This window comes from Alkalihalobacillus sp. TS-13, from assembly GCF_019720915.1.
Classification (GTDB): domain Bacteria; phylum Bacillota; class Bacilli; order Bacillales; family Fictibacillaceae; genus Pseudalkalibacillus.
Map to the genome: position 1 here is coordinate 2446033 of NZ_JAHKSI010000001.1, position 24456 is coordinate 2470488.

General features: G+C 41.7%; 23 protein-coding genes, 2 pseudogenes and 1 riboswitch. Of the genes and pseudogenes, 9 read left to right on the forward strand and 16 right to left on the reverse strand.

The genetic code is table 11. The features are described from left to right. From KOL94_RS11965 to KOL94_RS11975, 3 genes are all read right to left on the reverse strand, one after another. A complete protein-coding gene (locus tag KOL94_RS11965) occupies positions 1-231 on the reverse strand; it encodes a hypothetical protein (protein ID WP_221566645.1) in 231 nt (76 codons plus the stop codon). Positions 232-568: 337 nt separating this feature from the next. Further along, complete coding sequence (locus tag KOL94_RS11970) at positions 569-1786, reverse strand: NupC/NupG family nucleoside CNT transporter (RefSeq protein WP_221566646.1); 1218 nt, start codon at positions 1784-1786, stop codon at positions 569-571. Between the two features lie 750 nt (positions 1787-2536). Next, positions 2537-2773 (reverse strand): YuzB family protein, encoded by a 237-nt coding sequence (locus KOL94_RS11975; RefSeq protein WP_221566647.1) that lies wholly within the window; start codon positions 2771-2773, stop codon positions 2537-2539. A 194-nt stretch (positions 2774-2967) separates the two neighbouring features. On the opposite strand from KOL94_RS11975, the pseudogene KOL94_RS25255 reads away from it, so the two are divergent. The 3 genes and pseudogenes from KOL94_RS25255 to KOL94_RS11985 form a co-directional block, all read left to right on the forward strand. Beyond that, a pseudogene (locus KOL94_RS25255) lies at positions 2968-3141 on the forward strand (TetR/AcrR family transcriptional regulator); the annotation flags it as partial. A 411-nt stretch (positions 3142-3552) separates the two neighbouring features. Next, positions 3553-4617, forward strand: a complete 1065-nt coding sequence (locus KOL94_RS25260; RefSeq protein ID WP_260412433.1) for an NAD(P)/FAD-dependent oxidoreductase — start codon at positions 3553-3555, stop codon at positions 4615-4617. Between the two features lie 284 nt (positions 4618-4901). After that, positions 4902-5123: a NifU family protein gene (locus KOL94_RS11985; RefSeq protein ID WP_221566648.1), complete on the forward strand. Its 222-nt coding sequence runs from the start codon at positions 4902-4904 to the stop codon at positions 5121-5123. 432 nt (positions 5124-5555) lie between these two features. On the opposite strand, the gene KOL94_RS11990 is transcribed toward KOL94_RS11985, so the two are convergent. Both KOL94_RS11990 and yutH read right to left on the reverse strand, forming a co-directional pair. After that, positions 5556-6536, reverse strand: a complete 981-nt coding sequence (locus tag KOL94_RS11990) for a 2-hydroxyacid dehydrogenase (protein ID WP_221566649.1) — start codon at positions 6534-6536, stop codon at positions 5556-5558. A 114-nt stretch (positions 6537-6650) separates the two neighbouring features. Next, entirely contained in the window at positions 6651-7670 is a 1020-nt protein-coding gene (gene yutH, locus KOL94_RS11995) for a spore coat putative kinase YutH (RefSeq protein ID WP_221566650.1), read from the reverse strand. A 190-nt stretch (positions 7671-7860) separates the two neighbouring features. Between yutH and KOL94_RS12000 the strand changes: the two genes are divergently transcribed. Then, the gene (locus tag KOL94_RS12000; protein ID WP_221566651.1) at positions 7861-8367 is read left to right on the forward strand and encodes a phosphatidylglycerophosphatase A family protein; all 507 of its coding nucleotides are present in this window, start codon (positions 7861-7863) and stop codon (positions 8365-8367) included. A gap of 24 nt (positions 8368-8391) precedes the next feature. Here KOL94_RS12000 and KOL94_RS12005 read toward each other — a convergent pair whose 3' ends face one another. The 3 genes from KOL94_RS12005 to KOL94_RS12015 all read right to left on the reverse strand — a co-directional run bounded on the left by KOL94_RS12005 (position 8392) and on the right by KOL94_RS12015 (position 11341). Next, positions 8392-9159 carry a TIGR01457 family HAD-type hydrolase gene (locus tag KOL94_RS12005; protein ID WP_221566652.1) on the reverse strand — a complete coding sequence of 256 codons (768 nt, stop codon included), beginning with the start codon at positions 9157-9159 and terminating at the stop codon, positions 8392-8394. Positions 9160-9586: 427 nt separating this feature from the next. Next, positions 9587-10033, reverse strand: coding sequence for a DUF86 domain-containing protein (locus KOL94_RS12010; protein WP_221566653.1), 447 nt, complete (start codon positions 10031-10033; stop codon positions 9587-9589). A gap of 24 nt (positions 10034-10057) precedes the next feature. Then, a complete protein-coding gene (locus KOL94_RS12015) occupies positions 10058-11341 on the reverse strand; it encodes an EAL domain-containing protein (RefSeq protein WP_221566654.1) in 1284 nt (427 codons plus the stop codon). A gap of 191 nt (positions 11342-11532) precedes the next feature. On the opposite strand from KOL94_RS12015, the gene glpX reads away from it, so the two are divergent. The 3 genes from glpX (at position 11533) to KOL94_RS12030 (ending at position 13977) form a co-directional block, all read left to right on the forward strand. Next, positions 11533-12501, forward strand: a complete 969-nt coding sequence (glpX, locus tag KOL94_RS12020; protein WP_221566655.1) for a class II fructose-bisphosphatase — start codon at positions 11533-11535, stop codon at positions 12499-12501. 13 nt (positions 12502-12514) lie between these two features. Continuing rightward, positions 12515-12787, forward strand: coding sequence for a DUF3055 domain-containing protein (locus KOL94_RS12025; protein ID WP_221566656.1), 273 nt, complete (start codon positions 12515-12517; stop codon positions 12785-12787). A 920-nt stretch (positions 12788-13707) separates the two neighbouring features. Continuing rightward, the gene (locus tag KOL94_RS12030; RefSeq protein WP_221567694.1) at positions 13708-13977 is read left to right on the forward strand and encodes a hypothetical protein; all 270 of its coding nucleotides are present in this window, start codon (positions 13708-13710) and stop codon (positions 13975-13977) included. Positions 13978-14059: 82 nt separating this feature from the next. Here KOL94_RS12030 and KOL94_RS12035 read toward each other — a convergent pair. Then, positions 14060-14329 (reverse strand): annotated as a pseudogene (locus KOL94_RS12035) (YutD family protein); the annotation flags it as partial. 115 nt (positions 14330-14444) lie between these two features. On the opposite strand from KOL94_RS12035, the gene KOL94_RS12040 reads away from it, so the two are divergent. Beyond that, positions 14445-15059 carry a YhcN/YlaJ family sporulation lipoprotein gene (locus tag KOL94_RS12040; RefSeq protein WP_221566657.1) on the forward strand — a complete coding sequence of 205 codons (615 nt, stop codon included), beginning with the start codon at positions 14445-14447 and terminating at the stop codon, positions 15057-15059. Positions 15060-15489: 430 nt separating this feature from the next. Here the strand turns inward: KOL94_RS12040 and lipA are convergent, their stop codons facing one another. After that, positions 15490-16389, reverse strand: a complete 900-nt coding sequence (gene lipA, locus KOL94_RS12045) for a lipoyl synthase (protein WP_221566658.1) — start codon at positions 16387-16389, stop codon at positions 15490-15492. Positions 16390-16606: 217 nt separating this feature from the next. On the opposite strand from lipA, the gene KOL94_RS12050 reads away from it, so the two are divergent. Then, positions 16607-17593 (forward strand): M23 family metallopeptidase, encoded by a 987-nt coding sequence (locus tag KOL94_RS12050; protein ID WP_221566659.1) that lies wholly within the window; start codon positions 16607-16609, stop codon positions 17591-17593. Between the two features lie 50 nt (positions 17594-17643). Here KOL94_RS12050 and KOL94_RS12055 read toward each other — a convergent pair whose 3' ends face one another. The 6 genes from KOL94_RS12055 to KOL94_RS12080 form a co-directional block, all read right to left on the reverse strand. After that, positions 17644-17748 carry a methionine/alanine import family NSS transporter small subunit gene (locus KOL94_RS12055; protein WP_221566660.1) on the reverse strand — a complete coding sequence of 35 codons (105 nt, stop codon included), beginning with the start codon at positions 17746-17748 and terminating at the stop codon, positions 17644-17646. Continuing rightward, on the reverse strand, positions 17749-19272 hold the full coding sequence (locus tag KOL94_RS12060; RefSeq protein WP_221566661.1) for a sodium-dependent transporter: 1524 nt from the start codon (positions 19270-19272) through the stop codon (positions 17749-17751). 509 nt (positions 19273-19781) lie between these two features. Then, a complete protein-coding gene (locus KOL94_RS12065; protein WP_221566662.1) occupies positions 19782-21362 on the reverse strand; it encodes a Na+/H+ antiporter NhaC family protein in 1581 nt (526 codons plus the stop codon). Between the two features lie 108 nt (positions 21363-21470). Then, positions 21471-21656, reverse strand: a riboswitch (Lysine riboswitch). Between the two features lie 88 nt (positions 21657-21744). Continuing rightward, positions 21745-22590, reverse strand: coding sequence for a sporulation protein YunB (gene yunB, locus KOL94_RS12070; RefSeq protein ID WP_221566663.1), 846 nt, complete (start codon positions 22588-22590; stop codon positions 21745-21747). A 71-nt stretch (positions 22591-22661) separates the two neighbouring features. Next, positions 22662-22970: a YunC family protein gene (locus KOL94_RS12075; RefSeq protein WP_221566664.1), complete on the reverse strand. Its 309-nt coding sequence runs from the start codon at positions 22968-22970 to the stop codon at positions 22662-22664. A 67-nt stretch (positions 22971-23037) separates the two neighbouring features. Continuing rightward, complete coding sequence (locus tag KOL94_RS12080; RefSeq protein ID WP_221566665.1) at positions 23038-24435, reverse strand: bifunctional metallophosphatase/5'-nucleotidase; 1398 nt, start codon at positions 24433-24435, stop codon at positions 23038-23040. Between the last annotated feature and the right edge of the window lie 21 nt (positions 24436-24456).

Below are 24456 nucleotides of genomic sequence, written 5' to 3' on the forward strand. Positions count from 1 at the left end.
TCATCGCAGTTGTTCTGTCGTCCAAAAATAATCTTCATCTGCCCTTAAAATCGTCATTTTCGAATGACAACATGGCATGATCAAATATGTTCGAAAGCCTTCCTTAGCGTTCTGAAGGTCTTCTTCTTTTAAATTCGTCAAAATATTTTCCTTGCCGCAATAAGGACATTGCTGGATATAAATATCTTTCATCATACGTTCATACGGCCATGTGTACCTGAAAGAAGACATACGTTTCCCCCTGCTTTTCTCTTTGTTTTATTAGTATAATCAGCTTTTTGATGAATGACAATGAATAGTTCCTACTGTTAAAGAAAACATCACTTTTTACTATCTCAAACTTTTATTGATACCATTTACTGAGATGGATAAATGAATAGGTTCGGAAAATGGGTATATCTTACTGATAACAGGGGTTGAACTTCCAAGTATGTTTGATTAAGTCTAAAAATCCGAAAACAAGTCTAAAACCAGCACGATAATGTCTAAATCCACAAATCCGCCAACCTACCAAAATGAAAATAGTCCCCCGCACGAAGCGAAGGACTATCCCCTAAACATTTTTTTATTAGATCAACATACCGGCGATTGCTGCACTCAACATGTTTGCAAGTGAACCAGCAATGATTGCCTTGATACCAAGTTTCGCGATGTCTGGGCGACGGTTTGGCGCAATACCACCAAGACCACCAAGTAGAATTGCAAGAGACGATAGGTTCGCAAATCCACAAAGTGCGAAACTGACAACAGCTACCGTTTTATCACTAAGTTCACCAATTTCAGGTGCGAATGCAGAGTATGCAACAAATTCATTCAATACAAGTTTTTGCCCAATGAAGTTACCTGCACGTATTGCTTCATCCCATGGTACTCCAACGATAAATGCAAATGGTGCAAATACATAACCAAGAATCAATTCAAGCGAAAGTTGATCATAGTTGAACCATCCACCAATCCAGCCAAGCAAGCCGTTAACCATTGCGATCAAGGCGATGAATGCAAGTAACATTGCCCCAACGTTCAATGCAAGCTTCAATCCATCGGAAGCTCCGCGAGCTGCAGCATCAATGACGTTGACTGCTTCAAGGTCTTTTTCCATCTTGATTTCATCTGTTGTTTCAGAAACCTCTGTTTCAGGCAAAACGATTTTCGCCATGACTAGACCAGCTGGTGCAGCCATGAAACTTGCAGCTAAAAGATATTCAAGTGGTACACCAAGCAAGCTGTACCCGATCAATACTGAACCAGCAACAGACGCCAGTCCCCCCACCATAACCGCAAATAGCTCTGATTGAGTCATTCGTGGCAGGTAAGGACGAACAACCAATGGTGCTTCTGTTTGTCCAACGAAAATGTTCGCTGTTGCAGAAAGTGACTCTGCTTTACTTGTACCTAATAAGAAGGAAATAGCTCCACCAATTAAACGGATGATCCATTGCATGATTCCAAGATAGTACAATACTGCGATTAAAGATGAGAAGAAAATGATGATCGTCAATACTTGGAACGCAAAAATGAAGCCTAAGCCGCTGTCTTCAGCAACGAGTCCTCCAAAAAGAAACTCAATTCCTTCATTTGCGTTGTTCACAATGTTTTGAACAACCATTGAGACTTTTTGCAATGCTGCTTTACCAGCATTCCATTTCATAACAATAAGTGCGAATCCGATTTGGATCGCTAAACCACCTAGTATGGTTCTTAGTCGAATTTTCTTCTTGTTATTCGACACAAGAAACGCAATCAGCAAGATCGCTAAAATACCGCCGATCCCCCATGCATATTGCATAATGTTTCACTCCCCTAATGTATTGTAAAAATCCGAAAACGCTTTCTTTTTGCGTCAAGGTATGTTGTCTGACCTCTAACGTTTCAACATTAATAATGTAACAGAATTCGACAAAATTACAAGGGTTAATTTTATTTTCAGAATTGTTCCACGTACTCCAAAATTTTCATAGACCTTCTTTTTTATGTATATTCCCCCTCTTGTCCATAACTATCCATACTATTTCGTAAAACTTCTCTTCTTTAGTCTTGCTATAATACTTATAAAAGATAGGTTTTGACTTTAAGGGGAATTCGCGACACTCTGCGGGAAAAGTGAGCCAGGCGGGACCCTGCACTCTTTTACAGGTTTCTTATATCAACACAAATAAATGAAATCATTTTCGTGTCCGCGCTGAGAATTCTAAGAAGCTTTCCTTATCCTGAAGTGAGGAGGCTTGCGGAAGTGGGTTAATGCAGGGAAGTGATGTCTAGCTCAGCGACCAGTCATTTGGATCACTTCAAACTTCCTGCGGCGGTCGACACATTGATTGATATCTTTATGAGTGAGCCCACGCAGAACCAATTCTTTGTTTGGTTCGAGCCTCCTCGTCGGCTTTCCAGTAATCTACGTGACTAAATTGGGGCGCTTCCACTTTTCGTTTGCCCGCGGAAAAGGAGTGAATTTCCCATTTTGTTAAAAGGGTTAGAACCATAAAGAAAAGACCTCTTCAAATGAGAAGAGATCTTTTCCGGTTTATCTATACGATCCTTAGAACATTGGGTTTTCTTCTAAATATTGATAAACGTTGTCGACAAGTTCCTCAGGTGTTTCACCAGGAACATATTCACCGTTCACTAAAGCGTACGGTGATCGAAAGCATTGTCCACAGTTTCCGAGACAACCATATTCAATTACATCGAGGTTCGGATCACGTTCAAGAATTTCTCTTGCTTGTTGGGATCCATTAGCCAAATTGCTTACGCAGAATTCGATGATTGGTCTCATTTTCAACCACCTTTCTTTCCATTCTTATCCTACATCCTTACACTGTTTTCCGTCAACATACCTGACTTAACAACATTATTTTACATATGATTATTGTAGATTTATCACAATTTCGTTATACTACAGATGACCACGGTCATTTATTGATAGAACTGAGAAAAAACACTTCAGTTTTTTCAATGTGTAAAAAGGAGATGCAGCTTGAAGTGAACCGTCACAAAAAACGAACTTTCACTGAAGAAAATATCGTCAAAGCTGCGTTGGAACTTTTCTATGAAAAAGGATATGCTCATACAAGCGTCAAGGAAATAACCGAAAGAGCAAACATTGCAAAAGGTACTTTTTTCAATTATTTCCCTTCAAAAGAGGATTTAATGCAGCATTTTGCCGAAGAACGCTTACACACACTGAGTATTTTCTTAGGAAAAGGGTATATTCTTTCACAACCCTTCCAAAAGCAAATGGAAGTATTGGTCCGTCATCTTTTAACGTACTACGATCTTGATTCGGATTTTACGAGGGATCTCTGGGCGACAGTCATTACCAATGAAAGCCCTTTGATCAAGTATTGGATGACGATTTTAAATAGAGGAAGCATAAGAGGTGAGTTGAGTTCACAAATCGATTTGACTACTTGTGCTCATGTTTGCAATAGCCATTTCCATTATGTTTTGTCGACATCACACACCGACGACACGAAGGATGCTTTGATTCATCGGGTCATGACATTATTGGAAGTCAGCATACAAGGATTTTACGAAAAAAGGGGAAATGACAGAATGAAAAAGCTTGTCATCTTAGGTGCTGGATATGGTGGTATGAAGATAATCCACGGATTACTTGATTCCGATCTTCCAGAAGACATACAAATTACCTTGGTGGATCGTCTACCATATCATTGTCTAAAAACGGAATATTACGCGCTTGCTGCCGGTACCGTTTCCGATCATCACATACGAGTGAGCTTCCCAGAGGATTCACGCGTCATCGTCAAATATGGAGAGGTTGAAGACATCGACCTGGACAATAAGAAAATCAATTTCGAGAATGACGAACCTCTAGAATATGATGATTTGATCATCGGTCTGGGCTGCGAAGACAAGTATCACGGGGTCCCAGGTGCACCTGAGCATACGTTAAGCATCCAGACCATTGATAAATCACGTGAAACTTATCAGAAGTTGAATAACCTGCCGCCAAAGGCTATTGTCGGTATCGTAGGTGCTGGTTTGAGCGGAGTGGAACTGGCAAGTGAACTCCGTGAAAGCCGCCCTGATTTATCGATCAAGTTATTCGACCGCGGTGAAACGATTCTTTCCGCTTTTCCGAAGCGACTAAGTAATTATGTACAAAAGTGGTTTATCGATCATGGCGTCGAGGTCGTCAACAAATCCAATATTACACGTGTTGAGCCGAACATGCTGTATAACAACGATGAAGTGATTCCTTGTGACGCGATTGTTTGGACTGCAGGGATCCAGCCGAACCGGGTTGTACGGGAACTGGATGTTGAAAAAGACGAGTCTGGACGCATAGTCTTATCCCCTCATCACCATCTCCCAGACGACCCCCATGTTTTTGTCGTAGGTGATTGCGCAAGCCTCCCTCATGCACCAAGTGCTCAGCTTGCTGAAGGACAAGGAGATCAAATCGTTGAGGTGCTGTTGAAACTTTGGAAGGATGAACCGCTTGAGGATCTCCCTAAAATCAAGTTGAAAGGTGTTCTCGGTTCACTTGGGAAAAAGCACGGTTTCGGCATGATGAAAGGAACCGCCCTTACCGGCCGAGTTCCACGACTTCTGAAATCCGGAATCCTATGGATGTACAAATATCACACGAACTAAAGCTTCAATTGGGGCTGTCCCATAAGTGCCTGCCACTTTCATAAGGGACAGCTTCTCTTTTATTCACACTTTTTGACAAGGAAATTTTTCATATTGATTATTATTTAGGTTCAGGTAATTGAGAAAAGTAATAGCAACATTCAGATTAAGCTAAAAACCTTCCTACGTCTTATTTCATACGCTTTTATTATGTGATAAGATAAATAATAGAGGTAAACAGCTTTTTACAATAGCATTTTTTCATAAAAATGATTATAATAAAGAATAAGAAAGGGGTAGATATTATGCGTGAACAAGTCGAAGAGGTACTTGATAAATTACGACCTTTCCTGCTTCGTGATGGTGGGGACGTTGAGCTAGTAGATATCGAAGACGGGATTGTAAAGGTTCGATTGATGGGAGCATGCGGAAGCTGCCCAAGTTCAACGATTACATTGAAAGCAGGTATCGAGCGTGCATTGCTTGAAGAAGTACCTGGGGTAACGGAATTAGAACAAGTATTTTAAAAATGTGACGAAGCTGGACTTTTTGTCGCCATGCTGAGCAATCGTGTTATAAATTGGAAGAGCGGACCATCGAGATCCGCTCTTTTTTCTATTGACTATTTTCTAAAAGTTTGTTGCAAATGAACGATAATAATTTGATAGTCGAAGCCAGCATAAGGTAAGCTTCTAAGAATTCTTATCGCAGATACGAAAATAATATCATTTTTGTGTTCAGATCCTGCAAGTGAGGAGGCTTGCGGATGTGGGTTAATGCAGGGAAGTGTTGTCTAGCTCAGCGACCAGTCATTTGGATTACTTCAAACTTTCTGCGGCGGCCTCCTCGTCAGTTTTTCCAGTGACCTAAGTGACTCATCGGGGCGCTTCCGCTTTTCGTCCACGAAAGCGAATATATTTCCAAGTAGTTACAAGAGAATCTATACTAAAAGACCCTTTCTATTTGATTTCATCCCAATTCACTGCAGCTTCGGGCCTTTCTCCACTCAAGACGTTCCTGATATTCCGCGCTGTCAAGCTGCACATCGCTTTCCTTGTTTCCACACTTGCGCTCCCGATATGCGGCAGGCAGACGACATTTGGCAATTGCACCAACGGATGATCTTCAGGAATCGGTTCTTTCTGAAACACATCTAATCCAGCACCAGCAATGTCTCCCTGTTTGATCGCCGCCACAAGATCTTCTTCAACGACGGCACCTCCTCTACCCACGTTGAGAAAAATCGCATTCTTTTTCATTTTGCTGAAAACGTTCCGATTAAACATGCCTTTTGTTTCGGAAGTCAACGGCGTCAAATTCAGAACAAAATCTGCACGTTCCAGAATTTCGTCAAACAAGGCGTATGTTGCTCCCAGTTCCTTTTCTGCTTTTTCATTACGAGATCGATTATGATATAAAATCTCCATCTCAAAACCGGTAGCCCTTTTTGCTACTGATTCACCGATCCTGCCCATGCCGACGATCCCGAGGGTTTTATGATGAATATCCTGGCCTGCTAATAACAACGGGCTCCAATTTCCCCATTTTCCCTCTTTGATATATTGCTCGGCTTCTGGTATCCGGCGAGCAGCGGCCATCAAGAGGGCGAATGCGAGATCTGCCGTCGTATCGGTCAATACATCCGGTGTGTTACAAACAACAACACCGTGTTCGGTAGCTGCCCCGACATCCACGTTATCATAACCGACAGCAAGGTTTCCGACGACTTTCAAATGCTTTGCCCGCTCAAACAATTCACGATCGATTCCATCAGAAAGGATTGTATAAAGGGCTGTTGCCGTTTCTGCTTCCTCTAATAAAATGTCTCTCGGTACGGGGGTGTCTTCATAATCCCACATTTTCACATCTGCTACCTCACGCAACGGTGCAATTGTATCTTCAGGTACTTTCCTAGTAATGAAAACAGAAGGGTTGTCCATTTTCGTTCCACTCTCCTTGATTAATTGGTCTATATGTATCGGAAGGCGCTAATAATAAGTGCTTTACAAGCTTCTCACTTGTCAACACACTTACGTGAAAGCCCCCTCCTGCTCTTACGACTTCGACAACCATCCAACTGGCTCAAATTGGACGATATCCCGTGGAAGTCCACTGATATTAAAGAAATTCTTCATGAAGGATTCGTGATTTTCCTCAAGTGATAAGACATACTTGAGATGATTCACTAAGCCCTCTCTCTCATGAGATCTGGTCGCATTATAATAAGTTTCCACAACATCAAAGTACGTGGCTGGATATAATAAACGACCATATAAAAGGCGCCATCCTCCTCTAGTTAATGGCTTTTCCTCTGTATAATCATTGAGGAACTCGGAAATAACATCGCCTTTCGCTTGTTGGGTGACAAGATGACGTACATATTCTGCAACATCACGAACAGGATGATCCACAACCAGATTAAGAGGCAACTTCATGAATAGATTATCGTTTTGTTTTATCGGAACCCAGGACCCTGAATGGAATCGTTCATGGGTGATCGTATACGTCCCTTCTTCTTTTCCATTCCGATCATACTCATAATCGACAATATATTGAATCGCATTTTCCGTCAATCCTTCATAGTAAGGAAACGATTCGTAAAATAGAAGGTCGAACTCACTCGATGGTCCATTTTGACTGATTGAGTGGTAACTCTCTTTCAATTGATCAAGCCGGGATGTCCATAGCTCGACCCACTGGTTGTATCGGATCAGTTCTTCATTCATCACCGGAAACTTTTCGCCGGCCTTATGGAATTTTCCTAACTGTTGACCGATCGATCCACGTTCCGACCGTTCGAACTTCGGGAGTTCAAAGAGAATCATATCCTGGCCTTCGACTCTAGAAACCACTCTTCCCCTTTGGTTCGTCACCCAGGCAGGCAAATCCTTTTCTCCCTTTTGATTTAAATAATTCATGATGGTTTGCATATCCTGCAACATCAGGTAATTCCCATCCATCATCGGTACCAACACATAATAGCGATCATGTGCACGAAATCCCTCATATCCCCCAATACGAGTTCGATGATCGACATATAAATTATAGTGGTGATATATTTCGCGCTCTAACAAATGCTTTCACTCCCCTCCCATGTATAAATAGTTTATGAAACAGATGGGTGGAGTGTTTATCTTTTACTCGCAATTTTTGAATTTGTTCATAACATAACCTAAACACCATATACTAAGAAAACTTGGTAGAGCATTGACATCAATAAGGTTGGAACTGATAACGAACAAATCTAAGATTGGGGATTAGACTATGGACGAAAACAAACCAGAAAAACAAAGCGACCTCGAGGTTAAAGCCCGTAAATGGCTGCGGGATCGCGGAGTCACCGAAAGCGATATAGCAGAACTCGTATATATACTGCAAAGCCAATATCATACGGATCTCGATATTGAAACCTGTAAATATAATGTGGATCGGGTACTTGCCAAGCGTGAAGTACAAAATGCGATTTTAACCGGAATCCAACTCGATGTATTAGCTGAAAATAATAAGCTGGAAGAACCTTTACTCGATATTCTCAAAAAAGATGAAGGACTATATGGCGTTGATGAAGTCATCGCCCTTTCCATTGTGAACATATATGGATCCATCGGATTTACAAATTATGGTTATATCGACAAACAGAAACCTGGTATTTTACGTGTGCTAAATGATAAAACGACTGGAAAATGCAATACGTTCTTAGATGATATCGTCGGCGCAATAGCAGCTGCTGCCTCGAGCCGATTGGCACATAGAGCCGCAAATACGGAGTAATGGACTCCCCTTTGCAAGCCTTCCTTATAATTGGATATCCCATAAATGCAAGGATTCGATCGTATGCGTTGGTCTTTCTTTAGGCGGGAGGTCCTCGACACTGGTCGTGACTCCAGTATAGACCAAAAGTGTATCGACTCCTGCACGCATTCCCGCTAAAATATCAGTCAAATAGTTATCCCCGACCATAAGTATTTTCTCTTTCGGCAAGCCCATCTTTGTCATCGCCAGGTCCATGATGATCGGTTCGGGCTTTCCAATAAAGGTCGGCCCGATACCAGTAGAAACAGCAACAACAGAAGTCAAAGCCCCATTCCCCGGAACAAGGCCGCGATCAGTCGGAAAAGCTACGTCTTTATTGGTCGATAGAAAACGTGCACCATTTCTCACTTCCAGACATGCCTGCTCCAATTTTTGATAGGTAAGACTACGATCGATCCCCATAACGACATAATCAGCATCGTTTTCTACAATTATAAATCCATTGCCTTCCATTGCAGCTCGAAGGCCCTCTTCTCCAATCATATATACACGATTCCCTTGTTGATCCTGTTTCATATATTCGGCAGTAGCCATAGATGATGTAAAGACATGCTCTGGCGTTACAGGAACACCGAAGTTTAAAAGCTTGTCTGTAACTTGTTGACGAGTGCTCGCCGAATTATTCGTGATGAACAAGTATGGGATGCCTTCTCTTTCAAGCTTCTTCACAAATTCTACAGCTTCTGCAATCCCTTCTTTCCCTTTGTACATCGTACCATCCAAATCAATCAAATAGCCTTCATATTTCATGTTATTCCACTTCCTCAAATACAATTAATTTTCGTATTAAGTGTAGGATACCACGGAATAGCCGTTGAAATGTCATCTGACGAATTGCTGATGGAATATCCCCTCTTTAATTTTTAGACTTACGGAGAACTTTTTAGACAAATATAGTATGTTTCTAGACTTATTTGGAAATTTTCAGACCTATCTAAAATTTTTTAGACTTATTAGAATACCTTTAGGCTTATGTGGGTTAATCAGGGTGTTTTCTTGATTTTCCGCTTTATTATTTCGTTCATTTTGATTAAAAGTCGCTGAAACTTTCTGACTCTTGCAAAAAACATGTTAAAGTTCACTAGTTACATTCCAAAGCTTGTGTTTTTTCTCCTACCCCAACATATTTCAGATCCACAAAAAAAGCCGCCTTTCGCAGGCAGCTTAGATCATGATGTTATTCCTCTTCTGGTAAAAATGCCGATACAGGACCCAGTTCTTCTGTCAAATAGGTCCGAATTTGCTCCGGAAAGGCATACAATGCTTTCACATTTACCTTTAGTACATCCTCTATATGGTTATGATCGACTTCCGTATAAGTCTGTACAAGCATTTTACGCAGGGCGAGCACTTGTTTCAACCCTACCGCATTTTCACCAGGGACCACTTTTTCATCCTCTAAAATGTCAATGATGTCCTCGTAACTTCCTGGGTCACGCATGATAAAGCCATCAATCATCTTATTTCCAACATCTATGATGGTTTCAATCACCATATGTCCAAGACGCTCTAACGCCATCTGATCTTTCATCGTTTCACCAAACTCTTCCGTTCCGAGCACATCAAGACGCTGGTTCATAAAACGCAACAGTTCTTCAATCTTTTTCCGATCGACAAAATACATCCTATCACCTGACTTCTGAAAGCATTAACCCGCTGACGGAGTTGGAATCAATCTTGGACGAGCGTAAAAGAAACCTTGCACCATATGAACACCATTGCGTTTCATGACGGATGCTTCTTCCGCTGTCTCGATCCCTTCTGCTACAACTTGTGCATTCGCTTCCCTTGCAATATGGATCAGCCCTTGCAGCATAGACTCTTTCAGCTTATTTCCATTGATGTTTTCAATCAATGAACGATCTACTTTTATAATATCAGGGCGCAGGAAAGAAATCGAGTTTAAACTCGCATAACCAGCCCCAGTATCATCCAAGGCAATTCTAATTTTTCGTTTGTGAAGATGATCGATCGTCTGCGTAAGATGTGTATAGCGTTGAACCGATTCACTCTCTGTAATCTCAAAAACAATTTGGGAGGGATCAATATGTTCATGGTCTTGTAAAATGTCATCCACATCATCGATAAAATGTTCATGCGCGATCGTTTGCGGTGTGACATTGATGAAAATCGCATCCCCTCCCCTCATTTTTTGGAGGGCTTTTTTAATAACCAGCATTTCTAATGGATAGAGCATATTTGTCTGCCTCGCCATACTGAATAGCTGTAAGGGATGTTCATAGACCGTGTTTTCCGGACCTCTGGTCAATACCTCCCAGGCCATCACGTCTAATTCATGGACATTGACGATCGGCTGCGAGTATAAGGTTATATTTTCTTTTTGAATGATTTCTTTAATCACATGAACCATATGATTATATTTTGCCCCGACACCTTTTTTCGCCATGACCAGCGCTTTTTGATAAGCATTCAAAAAAGATTGGAACGGTTGATCGGTATGTGCGTCCATAACCATATAACCGGTTTGGAAGCTTTCCTCGTCCTCTTTTTTGTACGCAAAAAAATGTTCATTGATATTTGCTTTGATGCTTTCTATGTATTTCTCGATTACATGGATGACATTTTTATCTTGCTGTATGGAAAGAAGCAGTACGATATCATCTCCCCAATATTGCTGCAAAAATAAGATTTCATCATCCTTCGCCGTTTCACAAACAACCTTTTTGAATAACCGTCTCACATCTTTCTCGAACTGTTGGACATAAGTTAAACCAAACTGTTCAATCTGATGCTTATAGGTTTGTACATCGAACACAACGACGACATGCGTACGATTGCTGCGGTATGATTTTTTTAAGATCGGTGTTACAGGATTACGCAACCAGAAGTGTGGTGGAAAAAACCGCAAATTCTGGTTCGTAGCAAACAGGTGCTTCCAAAATAGAAGCAAATCCTTATGTTGATTATGCAAAATTTATCACCTCAGAGGTTGCACCATAGTCATTTTAGTGTACCATAAATATTAGAAAATTCTAACTTTCGATGAAATATTTTTCTATTCGACATTTCCTTGTTATCATAATAAGAGCAATATGTCATACGAATGATTGTCCTAGGAGACTTATTATTAGGGCATAAATATAAAAAAACAGGGGGACGACGATGGATCGTGAATTAGCTTTAGAAATTGTACGTGTAACAGAGTCAGCTGCAATCGCTTCGGCACAGTGGATGGGACGAGGCTTGAAAAATGAAGCAGACCATGCTGCTACTACAGCCATGAGGGCAATGTTTGATTCAGTGAACCTCAAAGGGACTGTCGTCATCGGCGAGGGTGAACTTGATGAAGCACCGATGCTATATATTGGCGAAGAAGTCGGTACCGGCCATGGGCCGGAAGTCGATATCGCTGTAGATCCTTTGGAAGGGACGAATATTGTCGCAAAGGGTCATCCGAATGCCATGGCGGTCATCGCCATTGCGGACCGTGGCAGCTTATTGCATGCGCCCGATATGTATATGGAAAAGCTTGTCGTCGGTAAGGCAGCGGCAGGTAAAGTAAGCCTTTCAGACCCGATTGAAAAAATAATCGATGTCGTTGCAGAGGCGAATGACAAGCGACTGCATGATTTCACCGTCATCATCCAGGAACGGCCTAGACATGAAGAACTTGTTGAGCGCATCCGTCAAAAAGGTGCAAGGGTCAAACTTTTCGGAGACGGGGATGTCGGTGCCGCCATCGCTGCAGCTCTACCTAATACTGGGATCGATCTTTTTATTGGAACAGGAGGCGCACCTGAAGGCGTCATTTCTGCAGCCGCAATCAAGTGCCTTGGCGGAGATATGCAAGCACGACTCGTTCCACATAATGATGAAGAACGTGAACGATGCATGCGCATGGGACTTGAAGATCCAACTCAGCACTTACACCTTGATGACCTTGTCCGAGGAGACGATGCAATCTTTGCAGCAACAGGAGTAAGCAGCGGTGAACTTTTGGAAGGCGTCCGATTCCTCTCAGGCGACTATGTCGAAACAGATTCACTTGTCATGAGAGCCAAGACAAAAACGATTCGCTCGATCAAGGCACAACACCACTTAGATCACAAGCCGAACCTAGTAATGGAATAGGAGTTGTATACAGATGACTGAACGATTCTTTTTATACGATGATGTTGAAGAAACGAAAACACGATTTGTAAGCTTCATGGGGGAAAATCAACGATTCGATCTTGCGATTACGAAAACGGATCGACATTATGGAAAACCGCTTGTTTTGGATATCCAGGGAGGACGTTTCGCCATCATCGGGCCGGACGATTTAGAAGAACCGGGTTACTTGGAGCATGCGTTCAACTTGAATGAAGAAGATGCACATGAACTTCGGGAATTTTTAGAAGAAGAGGTCCTTTCATAAAATGTATAGGGAAACCACTGGTCGGCCAGTGGTTTTTCAGTTTGAGGAATAAAAGGACGACACAGCTCTGTAAAAGGAAATTGTTGATTATAAGCGAAAATTGCGACCCTCCTGCAGGAAAAGCGAGCCAGGCGAGACCCCGCAGTTTTTAAAGGATCTTCGACTAAAAGCCACCACATCCTGCGTCAGCGGTTACTAGGCGCAAAACTACAAGGACGCAACATAAGTCTGTGGTCTTGTGGTGAACGTCGAAGCCCTGTAAAAAGTGAGCGGGGCGGCTTGCGGAAGTGGGTTAATACAGGGAAGTGATGTCTAGCTCAGCGACCAGGCACTTGGATCACTACAAACTTTCTGCGGCGGCAACACATTGATTGACATCCTTATGAGTTAGCCCACGCAGAACCAAGTCTTTGTTTGGTTCGAGCCTCCTCGTCAGTCCTCCAGTGACCTGCGTGACTAAACGGGTCGCTTCCGCTTTTCTTGTGCCCGTGGAAAGGGAGTATATTTCTACGCCAATACAATGGCATTGTGAAAACAACAATTTTTACTAAAAGGACTTTAGGAAAAACTCATTTCCAAATGATTATTATTTTTTGGGACTTCCAAAGCAATATTTACATACAACATCTAAAAATAGAGGTCGTACCTACAAAAATGAAAATTTTATCTACATAAAATGGGAATTATCTACAAAAACAAAAATCGGAGTGAAATTTGTAAAAATCAACAATAACAACGAACAAAGTCTATTTAAAAAGATGCTGAAATCAGATGGAAAATGCCAAACGTAATGTAAGCTTTTGGCTTCAGTAATAACCACGCTTCCAGGGCAATATAATAATGGATAGTATCATCTATCCAAAGCCTAGAAGGAGTGGTGTCCTTTGGCAAGAAGAAAAGGTTATCGGAAAGAGAATGAAATGTATACGGATTTCTCTAACGTCGAGACGATGCATAATTTTATCTTACCTGAGGACTTACCGGAGGGTGCTTATGGCTCTCCAATCAATGCAAAATTGGGCAAGTCGACGCCATTTGATGAAGACCAGCGTTATTACAGTGCCTTCAATTATGAGAACAAGACGATGCACCAGGACATCCCACGACAATATCCCGGTGCTCACCCAGTGCACAGTGATCCTAATCGTGAAGAAGAACCTCCTTATATGGACTATGAAAAAAGGGACTGACATTGCGTCAGTTCCCTTTTTCTGCTTTGCTCATCTCTCTTTTGTTTGACGGTTTTTTCGATTCTTTTTTAGGTTCGTTCGTTTTGATTTTTTTCAAGATAAAATAAGGACAGCCGAAGTTACAGAACTCCAAGAGGTACTCAGGTACTGTACTGAACTTCGTTTCATAATTCGCCTTGTCATTTTGATCGTCGAAAAATCCACGTAAGCGTAACTGGTTATAACCCCAGTCCCCTACGATATAATCATATTTATGTAAAATTTCGCTATATCTGGATGTAAATTCTTCCTCGTTCCATCCATCTCGAAAATCCTCTATGACCTCATAATTGATTCCGTTTACGCAAACCAATCTCATCACTCCATTCACACTCTTATTTTATCATGATTTATGGGTAGATGTACAAGTTCTGTCAGTATAACCATAAAAGTTACAGCAAAATCTATAGGTAGGAGGTGAACAGTGAATGAAAAAATTCATTATTGCTGGTCTTACATTTACAATGCTTTTCTTACCTGCTTGCGGAATGGATAAAGGAGATTACGACGGTGCAAATGGAAACGGAATGAATCCGACGTTAGACGTTAAAGATCGTGCTGGAACACCGGGAAAAACCCCACAAGAAGCAACGGATGACTTCGGCTATACTCGAATTCAGAGCCCAACTGATGACCGCCGTAACTTTGGCGGAGGACCACAGCTTGATAAAAAACAGCTTTCCAATACCATTTCGAGAATGATCATGCAGAATCGAGTTGTGAGAGATTCAGCTACACTCGTAACAAGCGACAGAGTACTTATCGTTTACGATGCTGAAACGGATGACCGGGAAAGAACAGCTGATATGGTGAAAAGATCTGCGATGTCGGTTGTTCCTCGTTGGTTCCATGTTTATGTTTCAGATGATACAACCCTATTTGAATACATTGAACGTTATAAAAATATGGATGAGACTTCAACAAACGTTAAACGTAGCATCGATGGTCTGATCAAAGAAATGAAAAAATCACCACAAGGATACACAGATCCTGACAAAGACGGCGAAATGGAAGGTAAAGGAATCTCAGAAGGAAGGAAATAAGAGAAGTAGGGCTGTCCAAAAAGTGTCTGAGTCTCTCCAAACTTAACAACATTTTAAAAGAAAAATCATGGATTTGATACAGCATGTTGTTTTGGAGTAGTCTGACACTTTTCTTTTAGGACAGTCTGGCTTTTTGTAATATGCAGCATCATAACTGGACATCCTGTACTTCGAACAGTTCTTTACACAAAATGAGTCTTTAAGACGGTATGAATTTAGAAAAGCTCAATTTTCAAAGCCCCATTGTGACCGTATAAAAACCCAAATCAAAACACTATGGATAAGATAGCTGCCCCCTCAATCCACTTATTTCAATAATTTGAGTCAAAAATCCTTTTCCAATCATATGAAAAAATCATCATACAAAAAAAAACAGATCGACCCGTGGGGATTTGCTTTCATCACGAATCGACCTCTTTAAACTTTGTACTTATTTCGCTTCTTGTTGACGTTGTTTCGATGCTGCGTTGACTTGCTCATCTGCATGGTAAGACGAACGTACTAATGGACCAGATTCGCAATGGCTGAAGCCTTTCGACATCGCGATTTCTTTAAGCTCTGCAAACTCATCCGGATGATAATACTTCTGAACTTTCAAGTGCTTTTTTGTTGGTTGGAGATATTGTCCAATTGTCATGATATCAACATTGTTAGCACGAAGGTCGTCCATCGTTTGAATGATCTCTTCCTTCGTTTCCCCTAGTCCCACCATAATACTTGATTTTGTCGGAATATCCGGCTGCATTTCTTTCGCCCGACGCAAGAATTCAAGAGAACGTTCATATGTCGCACGTGCACGGACCCTTGGTGTCAATCTTTCAACAGTTTCAATATTATGATTCAAGATGTCAGGACGGGCATCCATAAGGGTCTTCAAGTTTTCATATTTCCCCATCATGTCAGATGGAAGTACCTCAACTGTACAGAAAGGATTTGCACGGCGCACAGCACGTACCGTTTCAGCATAAACCCCCGAACCGCCATCCTTCAAATCGTCACGAGCAACCGCTGTGATGACAGCATGCTTAAGTCCCATCAATTTGACAGATTCAGCAACACGTTCTGGTTCTTTCAAATCCAGTTCATTAGGCAAACCAGTCTTGACAGCACAAAAACGGCAAGCACGTGTACATACATCACCTAGGATCATGAATGTAGCTGTTTTACGAACCGCCCAACACTCGTGGATATTTGGGCAACGCGCTTCTTCACAAACCGTATGTAAGTTCTTCTCGCGCATCATCTTTTTAAGACCAGTGTAGTTTTCATTTGTATTTAATTTGATCTTAAGCCATTCGGGCTTTCGAATATGTTCTTCTTTTTTCGCCATCTAACTCACTCCAATATTGGATTAGTTTAAGATTCCGGCATTGAGTGACACTTACTCTGATGCGTTAATCTAATACCTTTCTACTGTATCATATTGTTGATTCAAGTTCCATTATCCGTGCATACGTCCTGTTTTCCAACATTTGATAATCATTATTTGCCTAATTCAATACAAACTAACATTATGAAAAGATACAGGAAAGGACTGAATTCCCTGTATGAAAAAATTTGTATTGTTAGTCATTTTCATAATAGGTGTAAGCATTGGAACAACTGAAATAGCTGAAGCAAAAAAGACATATCAGAAAGAAGATGTTGGGCGTTACGCGCTTTATCATAAAATGGAGGCACTCACCTCCATTCCATGGTATTACTTAGGGGCGATCGATCAATATGAACGATCGATAAGGCGTGCCCAAAAAGACCTTCCAGAAGAAGAAGGGTTGATCGGCATTTACTATTCACCCATACAATGGGTAGGTCCATTAAACACAAATTTGGATGATACGAATGCATCGACCATTTCATTATTCGGCGGCATAGGGCTTGATGGAAATAACGATGGAAAAGCAGATCGAAATAATGATGAGGATGTGTTATATACATTTGCTCATTATCTGCAGGCATACGGTTTTGATGAAGAAAACATTAAAATCGGTTTGTGGGATTACTACCATCGTGATAAAACCGTCGACATCATAATGGGAATAGCCAAGGTTTACCGTGAGTACCAAACCTTGAGTCTTAATGAGCGTGCATTTCCTGTTCCGATCAGAGCTAACTATAGCTTCCGTAACACATGGGGGGACCGCCGGGGATTTGGTGGACTTCGTATCCATGAAGGAACCGATATTTTTGCGGATTACGGTGTACCTGTAAGAGCAACGACTTATGGCATCGTAGAAATCGCAGGTTGGAACCGTTTTGGAGGATGGCGGGTGGGGATTCGTGACTTGAACAACGTCTACCATTATTACGCGCATCTGAAGGGTTTCGAAAAAGGAATTGGGAAAGGCTCTGTGGTCAAGCCGGGCCAAACGATTGGTTACGTTGGGAGCTCTGGATATGGACCACCAGGGACTGCTGGTAAATTCCCTCCGCATCTTCATTATGGTATGTATCGTGACAATGGTTATAACGAATGGTCATTCGACCCTTATCCCTACCTCAAAGCATGGGAACGTCAAGACCGTAATAAAAAATAATTTACAAAAAAGGATGAGCTGAATAACTTCCAGCCCATCCTTCTTACATTTTATTTTTGCTTGGACGTTTTCACCGCATTCGCAATGCTTGCAGCTAAACCTCCCCAAAGGACAACCATTCCGATGACCATCATTGTAATTGCTCCACCAGTCATTTAGTTAACCTCCTTTTCTGAATCAAGGGAAGTATTTTTGTTCCACTTCTTCAATGAGAATAGGATACCGACTACCACAGCACCGATTGCTACCAACCAGCCTGAATAAAAAATGAAGAAATCTGAGTAGTTTTCATAGTTCCCACTATCAGTAGGGAATTCCCTCATCAAGTTCTGTTTGAATAATTGGAACATCATGTAACCAAGGATGACCGGCGTTATGATGCCCAGACAGATCTTCCACCAACCGCCAAGACGAATATCCGAAATTTCGTTTGCATGAGTTTGAAAAACAGAGAGCTTTCTCAGGAACCATGCAATCGCTACGACTTCTACCAGTCCAACAAGTGCAACACCAAATTGGTTAATGAAGTAATCTGCTGCATCAAGGAAGAACAAACCGCCTTGCGTTGCAAACAGGATTGAAACTAGTGCTGCAAGTCCTCCACCGACAAACACTGCTTTTGTACGAGAGGTTCCAAATTTCTCAGAGAAACCAGCCACATACGTCTCAACAATTGAAATCAATGAAGATAGACCCGCAAGGACTAATGACGCAAAGAATAAGAATCCGAATAATTCATTCATAGCAGGGAATTGGTTAATGATTTGTGGGAAGACAACGAATGCAAGTCCCACTCCTCCAGTGACAACTTCATCCACTGGCACGTTAGCTGCAACTGCCATGAATCCAAGAGCACTGAAGACTCCGATACCTGCTAAAAGCTCAAATCCTGAGTTGCTGAATCCGGTAATGAATGCATTGTTTGTGATATCCGATTTTTTCGGCAGATAACTCGAATAGGTAATCATGATAGCGAATGCAATCGATAAACTAAAGAAAATTTGACCATAAGCCGCTACCCAGACCTTTCCATCCCAGATCGCATCAAAGTTCGGTTGAAAGAAAGCTTCTAAACCGCTCGCAGCGCCTGGTAATGTGACTGCCCGAATAACGATGATCAAGAATAAAATGACAAGAGCCGGAATGAATATCTTGTTTGCTGCTTCAATTCCTTTTTTAACACCTTTAAAAAGAACACTCAGTGTAATGACCCAAACGATTAATAATGGAATGAATACCCCTGGTACTAAGCTTCCTACTTCACCCGGTGCACTTAGATTCAAGTACTCCGAAAACAAAAAACCTTCTGTGTCCTCGCCCCATTTAAGGTTCAAGGCAAAAATCGAATATGAAATGGCCCATGCAATGATGACTGCATAATAAGTAGAAATCACAAATGAAATGAATACCTGCCACCAACCAATCCATTCAGCCTTTTTATTCATACGGTGATAGGTAAGCGGTGCAGACCCCCGGTACTTGTGACCTATGGTGAATTCCAATACTAATAGTGGAATCCCGGCAGTTAGCAATGCGATCAAATACGGAATAAAGAAAGCTCCTCCGCCGTTGTCATAAGCCACCGCAGGGAATCGCCATATGTTTCCGAGGCCGATTGCGGATCCTACAGCTGCCAAAATAAATCCTGCTCTAGAGCCCCACTGTGCTCTGTTCTCCATTATTACTCCCCCATTCTCTAATGTTTTGTTACTAAAGTCTACAGTTGAAAACTTTAGTTTTTTCTGACTATTTCGATTATAGTATAGCTGTTTTAATAGAGGCCTGTCAAAGAATTTTCGAGAAATTTAGTGATAAATGTCTATATAGAAGATTTGCAGTTTTGGTATAAATATACTACATATTATTACATTTTTTTCATAATAAATTCTTTTCGATGGGTATTTCGGTTATTCGGTGTCTTCTCAGTGTTCCGTTATGATATATTTGTATTTTGCCCGTAGAATTGTCGTGGAGAGGGACTGGATTAGTGTTATTATTACTTGTTTCAGAACTCACACCGATTTCGGACAGTATCGCGCACTTTTCATTCTCTCCTGTCCAATAAGCGCCGAATCCAAACAGGCACGTGTTCTCTTTACCTGCTTATGACCCAATAGTCATCTTCGTCCACACTTTTTTCTTCATAAAAAAGCTGACCCATTCGAGTCAGCTTTTTAAGATAAATCAATTAGTTTTGTTCTCGCGGTGATTCGATACTTGTGAAGTTCATCTTCTTCAATATGAAAGCCACAATGATCACGAGCACAAGTGATACCAGCAGTGACAACGTGACGCTTTGTGTAAAACCAATGATAAGGAATCCGACCGAACTGATGACAGCAGCCAATAGCGCATATGGCAATTGGGTCATCACATGATCGATATGATTGCTTCCCGCCCCCGTTGATGAAAGGATCGTCGTATCGGATATTGGTGAACAATGGTCACCGAAAACGGATCCTGCAAGAACTGCCGCCAGTACAGGAAGGATATAACTAATGTCAGTCGCTGCTGCAATTTCACCAGCTATCGGAAGCATGACACCAAACGTCCCCCACGAAGTACCTGTAGCAAAAGCCATGATTCCAGAGATCAAGAACAGCAATACAGGCAGGAACGCAATATTAATGTTGTCATCTACAATCCCAGCTAAATATTTTCCTGTGCCGATTTCATCGATGATGGCAATGATCACCCACGCAAAAATCAGAATGTAGATGGCTGGAAGCATGGATTGGATCCCCTTCCAAATACCTGTTCCGAAATGCTTTCCAGGCAATTTTTTCATCAAGAAAAGAACGATCGTGACAGTTAATCCGAACAACCCGCCGTAAACAAGTGATTTCGCAACATCGGTATTTTCAAACATGGAAAGCAAGGTGACATTTCCTTCAGTTGCTTGGGCACCGGTATAAAGCATTGCAGCGACTGTCCCAACAATCAACGCAACGATCGGCCAGATCAGATCCCCTACTTTTCCTTTATCGCTTTCAGGCAACCCAATCTGCTGACCGGGCACCGCTTTGTTATCCGGGTTTAATACATGCCCTTCATTGACCGCCCTTTCTTCATGTGTCTTCATTGAGAACAAGTTGATATTCCATAACGCTGTTGCAAACACAAGCAACAGTGCCGAAAGTGCATAAATATTCATCGGAATCATTTTCACAAAGGCTTCCAGCGCGCCAATTCCAGCTACTTCATGAGTGGCAAGAATACCACCAATCAAACCGATGATATACGCGCCCCAGCTTGAAACTGGTGAAATGACACAGACAGGTGCAGCGGTGGAATCGATATAATACGCAAGCTTTGCTCTAGAAATACGATGGCGGTCCGTCAATGGACGACTTACATTACCAACTGCTAGAGAATTGAAGTAATCGTCAATGAAAATGATGATACCCAGAACGATCGTCAAGATTTGGGCGCCAACACGGGTCTTCACCTTTTTAATCGCCCATTCACCAAAGGCACGGCTTCCCCCAGCAATCGCAATCAAAGATGTCATGATGCCAAGAATTAATAAGAACAAAAGGATGAATACATTCCAGGTGTTCACTTCCCATGCGCCTGCATCATTCTGTGTGATGAAAAGATCACGTACGATTTCGAAGATCTGTGTGAAACTCGCCAATATATCAAAGTTGTTGAGCATGAATGCTCCGACGAGGATGCCCGTCCCAAGTGACAACAACACCTTTCTCGTCAAGGCCACCATAAGTAATGCTAGTAACGGTGGAATCAAAGAATAAATTGTATTTTCCATTGAATAATGTTCTCCTCCTATTAATTAATCGATGGATAAAATAAAAAAAGGCAACGATAGATAGAAAATAACCTATCGTTACCTTTGTAAGTAACAGTTATCCCCCATCGATCACGTAGTTCTCCACTATCCAATCTTCCCGGATAGTGACAGTGCTACACCTATTAGGTACAGCCCCAACAGTAAACCTTTCGACAAAAGTGTACTGCTTCGGCAAATAACCCTTTCCAGTGATGGTCATCGATGTCTTTCTCGCATCATTGTACTGATGTTCTTTGCTCCACTACCTCATCTGATGATAAGGTCTATGATATTTTTGCGCCATTAAATATTATAAAGGATTAGCTATAAAAATACAAGGATTGTGAGGAGTCGTATAAGCTCAATTGGTGTTCTCTTCTTTTTTCTTTTCTGCTTCATTACTGTTTTCTTGGTTATTATCATCATTGTTCTTGTTTTCGATATCTACCTGCGGATTGATTGGTATGACTGGCTGAGCACCTGAGCTGCCATCCCCTTTATGGTAGTAATACGGCACATCCTGAGGTATTAATTGAGAAACTAACATAACATTCGTTTTAATTACTCTTTCTTTTGTTTCAAACGGAACAACAATTTGGGTCCTTACTATGACTTCGATCCATCCCCGTAAATGAATCGTATTGATGCCTGCATTCTCTGTTGTTTCATGCCAGCTTGATTCCACACTTCCGATGACTCGGAAACGCACCGGTATATTTGGTCCGAGGTTGGCAAGTAAAGCATTATCCGTCGCTCGTCCTAAGGGGATTTCAGTGAAAATACCGTTAGAAAATTCATCTTCTCTGTTGACTTCAATACCAGCAAAGTTTGCAAAATCCGGCTTTTTTCCTTGTTCAATCTGTTCAAGCAAAGATTGAACATTAGCAGTTGCGAGAGATTGGACCTCATTGACGACTTTTGGATCGGTCCCGACCAATGCAACCTTGCCTTCATTATCTAAGGTGACATTGATGAGACCGTCCGTTTTACCGGCATCTACAATCCTGTTTTTAACAGCACTTTGGATTGCAAGTTGAGCCATATCTGCGGTCTCTGTTTCTGCAATCTGCATGAGTGTAGGCTCGATTCCTTTATCTACAAGCCACAATGCCTGTGCGGTCAATAAAGTGAATATGATGAACGATATGATGAAGACATATTGAAATGGAAGAGGTCGTTTTCGGGGACGCCTCCGTATTCTCCACATAAAAATACCCCCTATCTATTGCTATATGTATGCAATGATTGGGGGTTGTATAGCTATTAATTTGGACATAATCATGACTTAGCCATTTTAAGCAGCGCATCACGTCCACTTGTACCTTTAGTGATACCAATTGCTTCGGCTTCTAACGTAACGGACTCTAACGGAGCTTCCAATAGTTGATCGAGGGTTCGTACACCTACAGCCCGCCCTGCGATTATTTTCCGCTCAGCCAATTTTTCATTCAGCAACGCAACATCAAGTGCACCACACATGATATATCCTTTGTCATTGCTGATTGACATGAAGTTGGTTTTCGGTAATGCCACCGTCACGCCTGTAAACAGATGCCCATCGATTTCGATAGGAGTGACCGTAATCATCTTTTCTCACGCTCCTTTTCTCTACTATCAATATGTCATAGTAGTACAAAGCGTGTTGGCGTAGTGCCTATCTTTCAAAGGTTTTTAACTTCCAAGCAAGGACATCCCTAAGCATTTCCGGTAAGTAGAAGATTTTTTCCTCTGCATAATGGACAGATGGAAGCAAACGGCCGAATGTAAGCATATCAATGGCACCAATGGCGTATATTTTTTCTGAATCCAAAGGTTGCCCATTTATTGAAATGCTTTTTACGTGATACTCGCCATCAGCCATGTCTTTCCCCATGATTTCTACACCATCGAAAATCATTCGTCCCATCACTTTCCCGCGAAATCCCAGTCCTTTGACTTCGCGGTGTTCCAATTCCTTGGTCATAGCGTGATGAATCATTTCTTTCAGATATTCGCCTTTCAGCATGATTTTACATGGATTGATTGGATGGGGACACACACGATGGAGATCCCCTTTCGTAACGGGTCCTGCTTTTAATGGTTCCAGCAACAATCCTGCATTGATCATGCTGATTTCCGAATCACACCATTCTCTGATTGCTTCCGCTAATAAACTTGTAAAAGCAGAAGGTCCGAACCACTCCAAATCGAGCGGGCGATCTAGTTCCGTCACGACCTCAGATAAACGTTCATTGGCTTGTTCACTCAATTGGGCAAGAAGCTGTTCACTATTCATATCAGCCTCATACTCCTGCAGGTCGACGCATCGAGCTTTAATATATTCAATTTTTCCTAAGTCTTCATTCCATTCAAGTTCCATGTGACCGATGTAAACACCGAATTTTCCTGCCTGCCCGATACTCGTATCGTTAGCGTGTAAACCATTTGGAAGGACATGATGCGTATGAGCGCCTAATATGATATCAATGTCATCCATTTCAGTTGAAATCTGTTTATCCGCTTCTAATCCAAGGTGTGAAAGCAATATAAGAATATCGACCTGGTTCCGAATCTGTTTTACGGACTCTATGAGCGCTTCATAAGGATCCTGAATCTTCCATCCAAGCTGATTGTAATAGGCTATATACGGAGCGGTCACACCTACCACGCCGATTTTCAAGCCGTTTTGAAGGGCATGGATTTGGTACGGTTTTGCCCATTTCGGCAGCTGTCCGTTTTTCTCTTTCAAATTCGCAACGAGCACTTGAAAGTTTGCTTCATCATATAGATGATCCAGTTGTTCCTTCGAAAACGTGATCCCTTCATTATTACCGATTGTTGCATTTAGAAAATCAGCTTCATTCATCAATAACACATTCCCCTGGCCTGCTGTTCCTTCTGTAATCGGATGAAAACGATCCGCATGGTCTCCAATATCGAAACGCAAAAAAAGTTCATCTTTCTCTTCGTGAATCTGTTGCTGATTCTTCAAGAACCCCATGATCCTCGGCCATTGCTCAAGATGGCTATGTAGATCATTCACATGATACAGATGGAGCTTTTGAATGCTCATTGTATCATCTCCTGTCTATTT

Bases quoted from the DNA above. Each gene is read 5' to 3' on its own strand.
- KOL94_RS11965 (WP_221566645.1), bottom strand. From the start codon at position 231: ATGTCTTCTTTCAGGTACACATGGCCGTATGAACGTATGATGAAAGAT.
- KOL94_RS11970 (WP_221566646.1), bottom strand. From the start codon at position 1,786: ATGCAATATGCATGGGGGATCGGCGGTATTTTAGCGATCTTGCTGATT.
- KOL94_RS11975 (WP_221566647.1), bottom strand. From the start codon at position 2,773: ATGAGACCAATCATCGAATTCTGCGTAAGCAATTTGGCTAATGGATCC.
- KOL94_RS25260 (WP_260412433.1), top strand. From the start codon at position 3,553: ATGAAAAAGCTTGTCATCTTAGGTGCTGGATATGGTGGTATGAAGATA.
- KOL94_RS11985 (WP_221566648.1), top strand. From the start codon at position 4,902: ATGCGTGAACAAGTCGAAGAGGTACTTGATAAATTACGACCTTTCCTG.
- KOL94_RS11990 (WP_221566649.1), bottom strand. From the start codon at position 6,536: ATGGACAACCCTTCTGTTTTCATTACTAGGAAAGTACCTGAAGATACA.
- KOL94_RS12000 (WP_221566651.1), top strand. From the start codon at position 7,861: ATGGACGAAAACAAACCAGAAAAACAAAGCGACCTCGAGGTTAAAGCC.
- KOL94_RS12005 (WP_221566652.1), bottom strand. From the start codon at position 9,159: ATGAAATATGAAGGCTATTTGATTGATTTGGATGGTACGATGTACAAA.
- KOL94_RS12010 (WP_221566653.1), bottom strand. From the start codon at position 10,033: ATGTATTTTGTCGATCGGAAAAAGATTGAAGAACTGTTGCGTTTTATG.
- glpX (WP_221566655.1), top strand. From the start codon at position 11,533: ATGGATCGTGAATTAGCTTTAGAAATTGTACGTGTAACAGAGTCAGCT.
- KOL94_RS12025 (WP_221566656.1), top strand. From the start codon at position 12,515: ATGACTGAACGATTCTTTTTATACGATGATGTTGAAGAAACGAAAACA.
- KOL94_RS12030 (WP_221567694.1), top strand. From the start codon at position 13,708: ATGTATACGGATTTCTCTAACGTCGAGACGATGCATAATTTTATCTTA.
- KOL94_RS12040 (WP_221566657.1), top strand. From the start codon at position 14,445: ATGAAAAAATTCATTATTGCTGGTCTTACATTTACAATGCTTTTCTTA.
- lipA (WP_221566658.1), bottom strand. From the start codon at position 16,389: ATGGCGAAAAAAGAAGAACATATTCGAAAGCCCGAATGGCTTAAGATC.
- KOL94_RS12050 (WP_221566659.1), top strand. From the start codon at position 16,607: ATGAAAAAATTTGTATTGTTAGTCATTTTCATAATAGGTGTAAGCATT.
- KOL94_RS12055 (WP_221566660.1), bottom strand. From the start codon at position 17,748: ATGACTGGTGGAGCAATTACAATGATGGTCATCGGAATGGTTGTCCTT.
- KOL94_RS12060 (WP_221566661.1), bottom strand. From the start codon at position 19,272: ATGGAGAACAGAGCACAGTGGGGCTCTAGAGCAGGATTTATTTTGGCA.
- KOL94_RS12065 (WP_221566662.1), bottom strand. From the start codon at position 21,362: ATGGAAAATACAATTTATTCTTTGATTCCACCGTTACTAGCATTACTT.
- yunB (WP_221566663.1), bottom strand. From the start codon at position 22,590: ATGTGGAGAATACGGAGGCGTCCCCGAAAACGACCTCTTCCATTTCAA.
- KOL94_RS12075 (WP_221566664.1), bottom strand. From the start codon at position 22,970: ATGATTACGGTCACTCCTATCGAAATCGATGGGCATCTGTTTACAGGC.
- KOL94_RS12080 (WP_221566665.1), bottom strand. From the start codon at position 24,435: ATGAGCATTCAAAAGCTCCATCTGTATCATGTGAATGATCTACATAGC.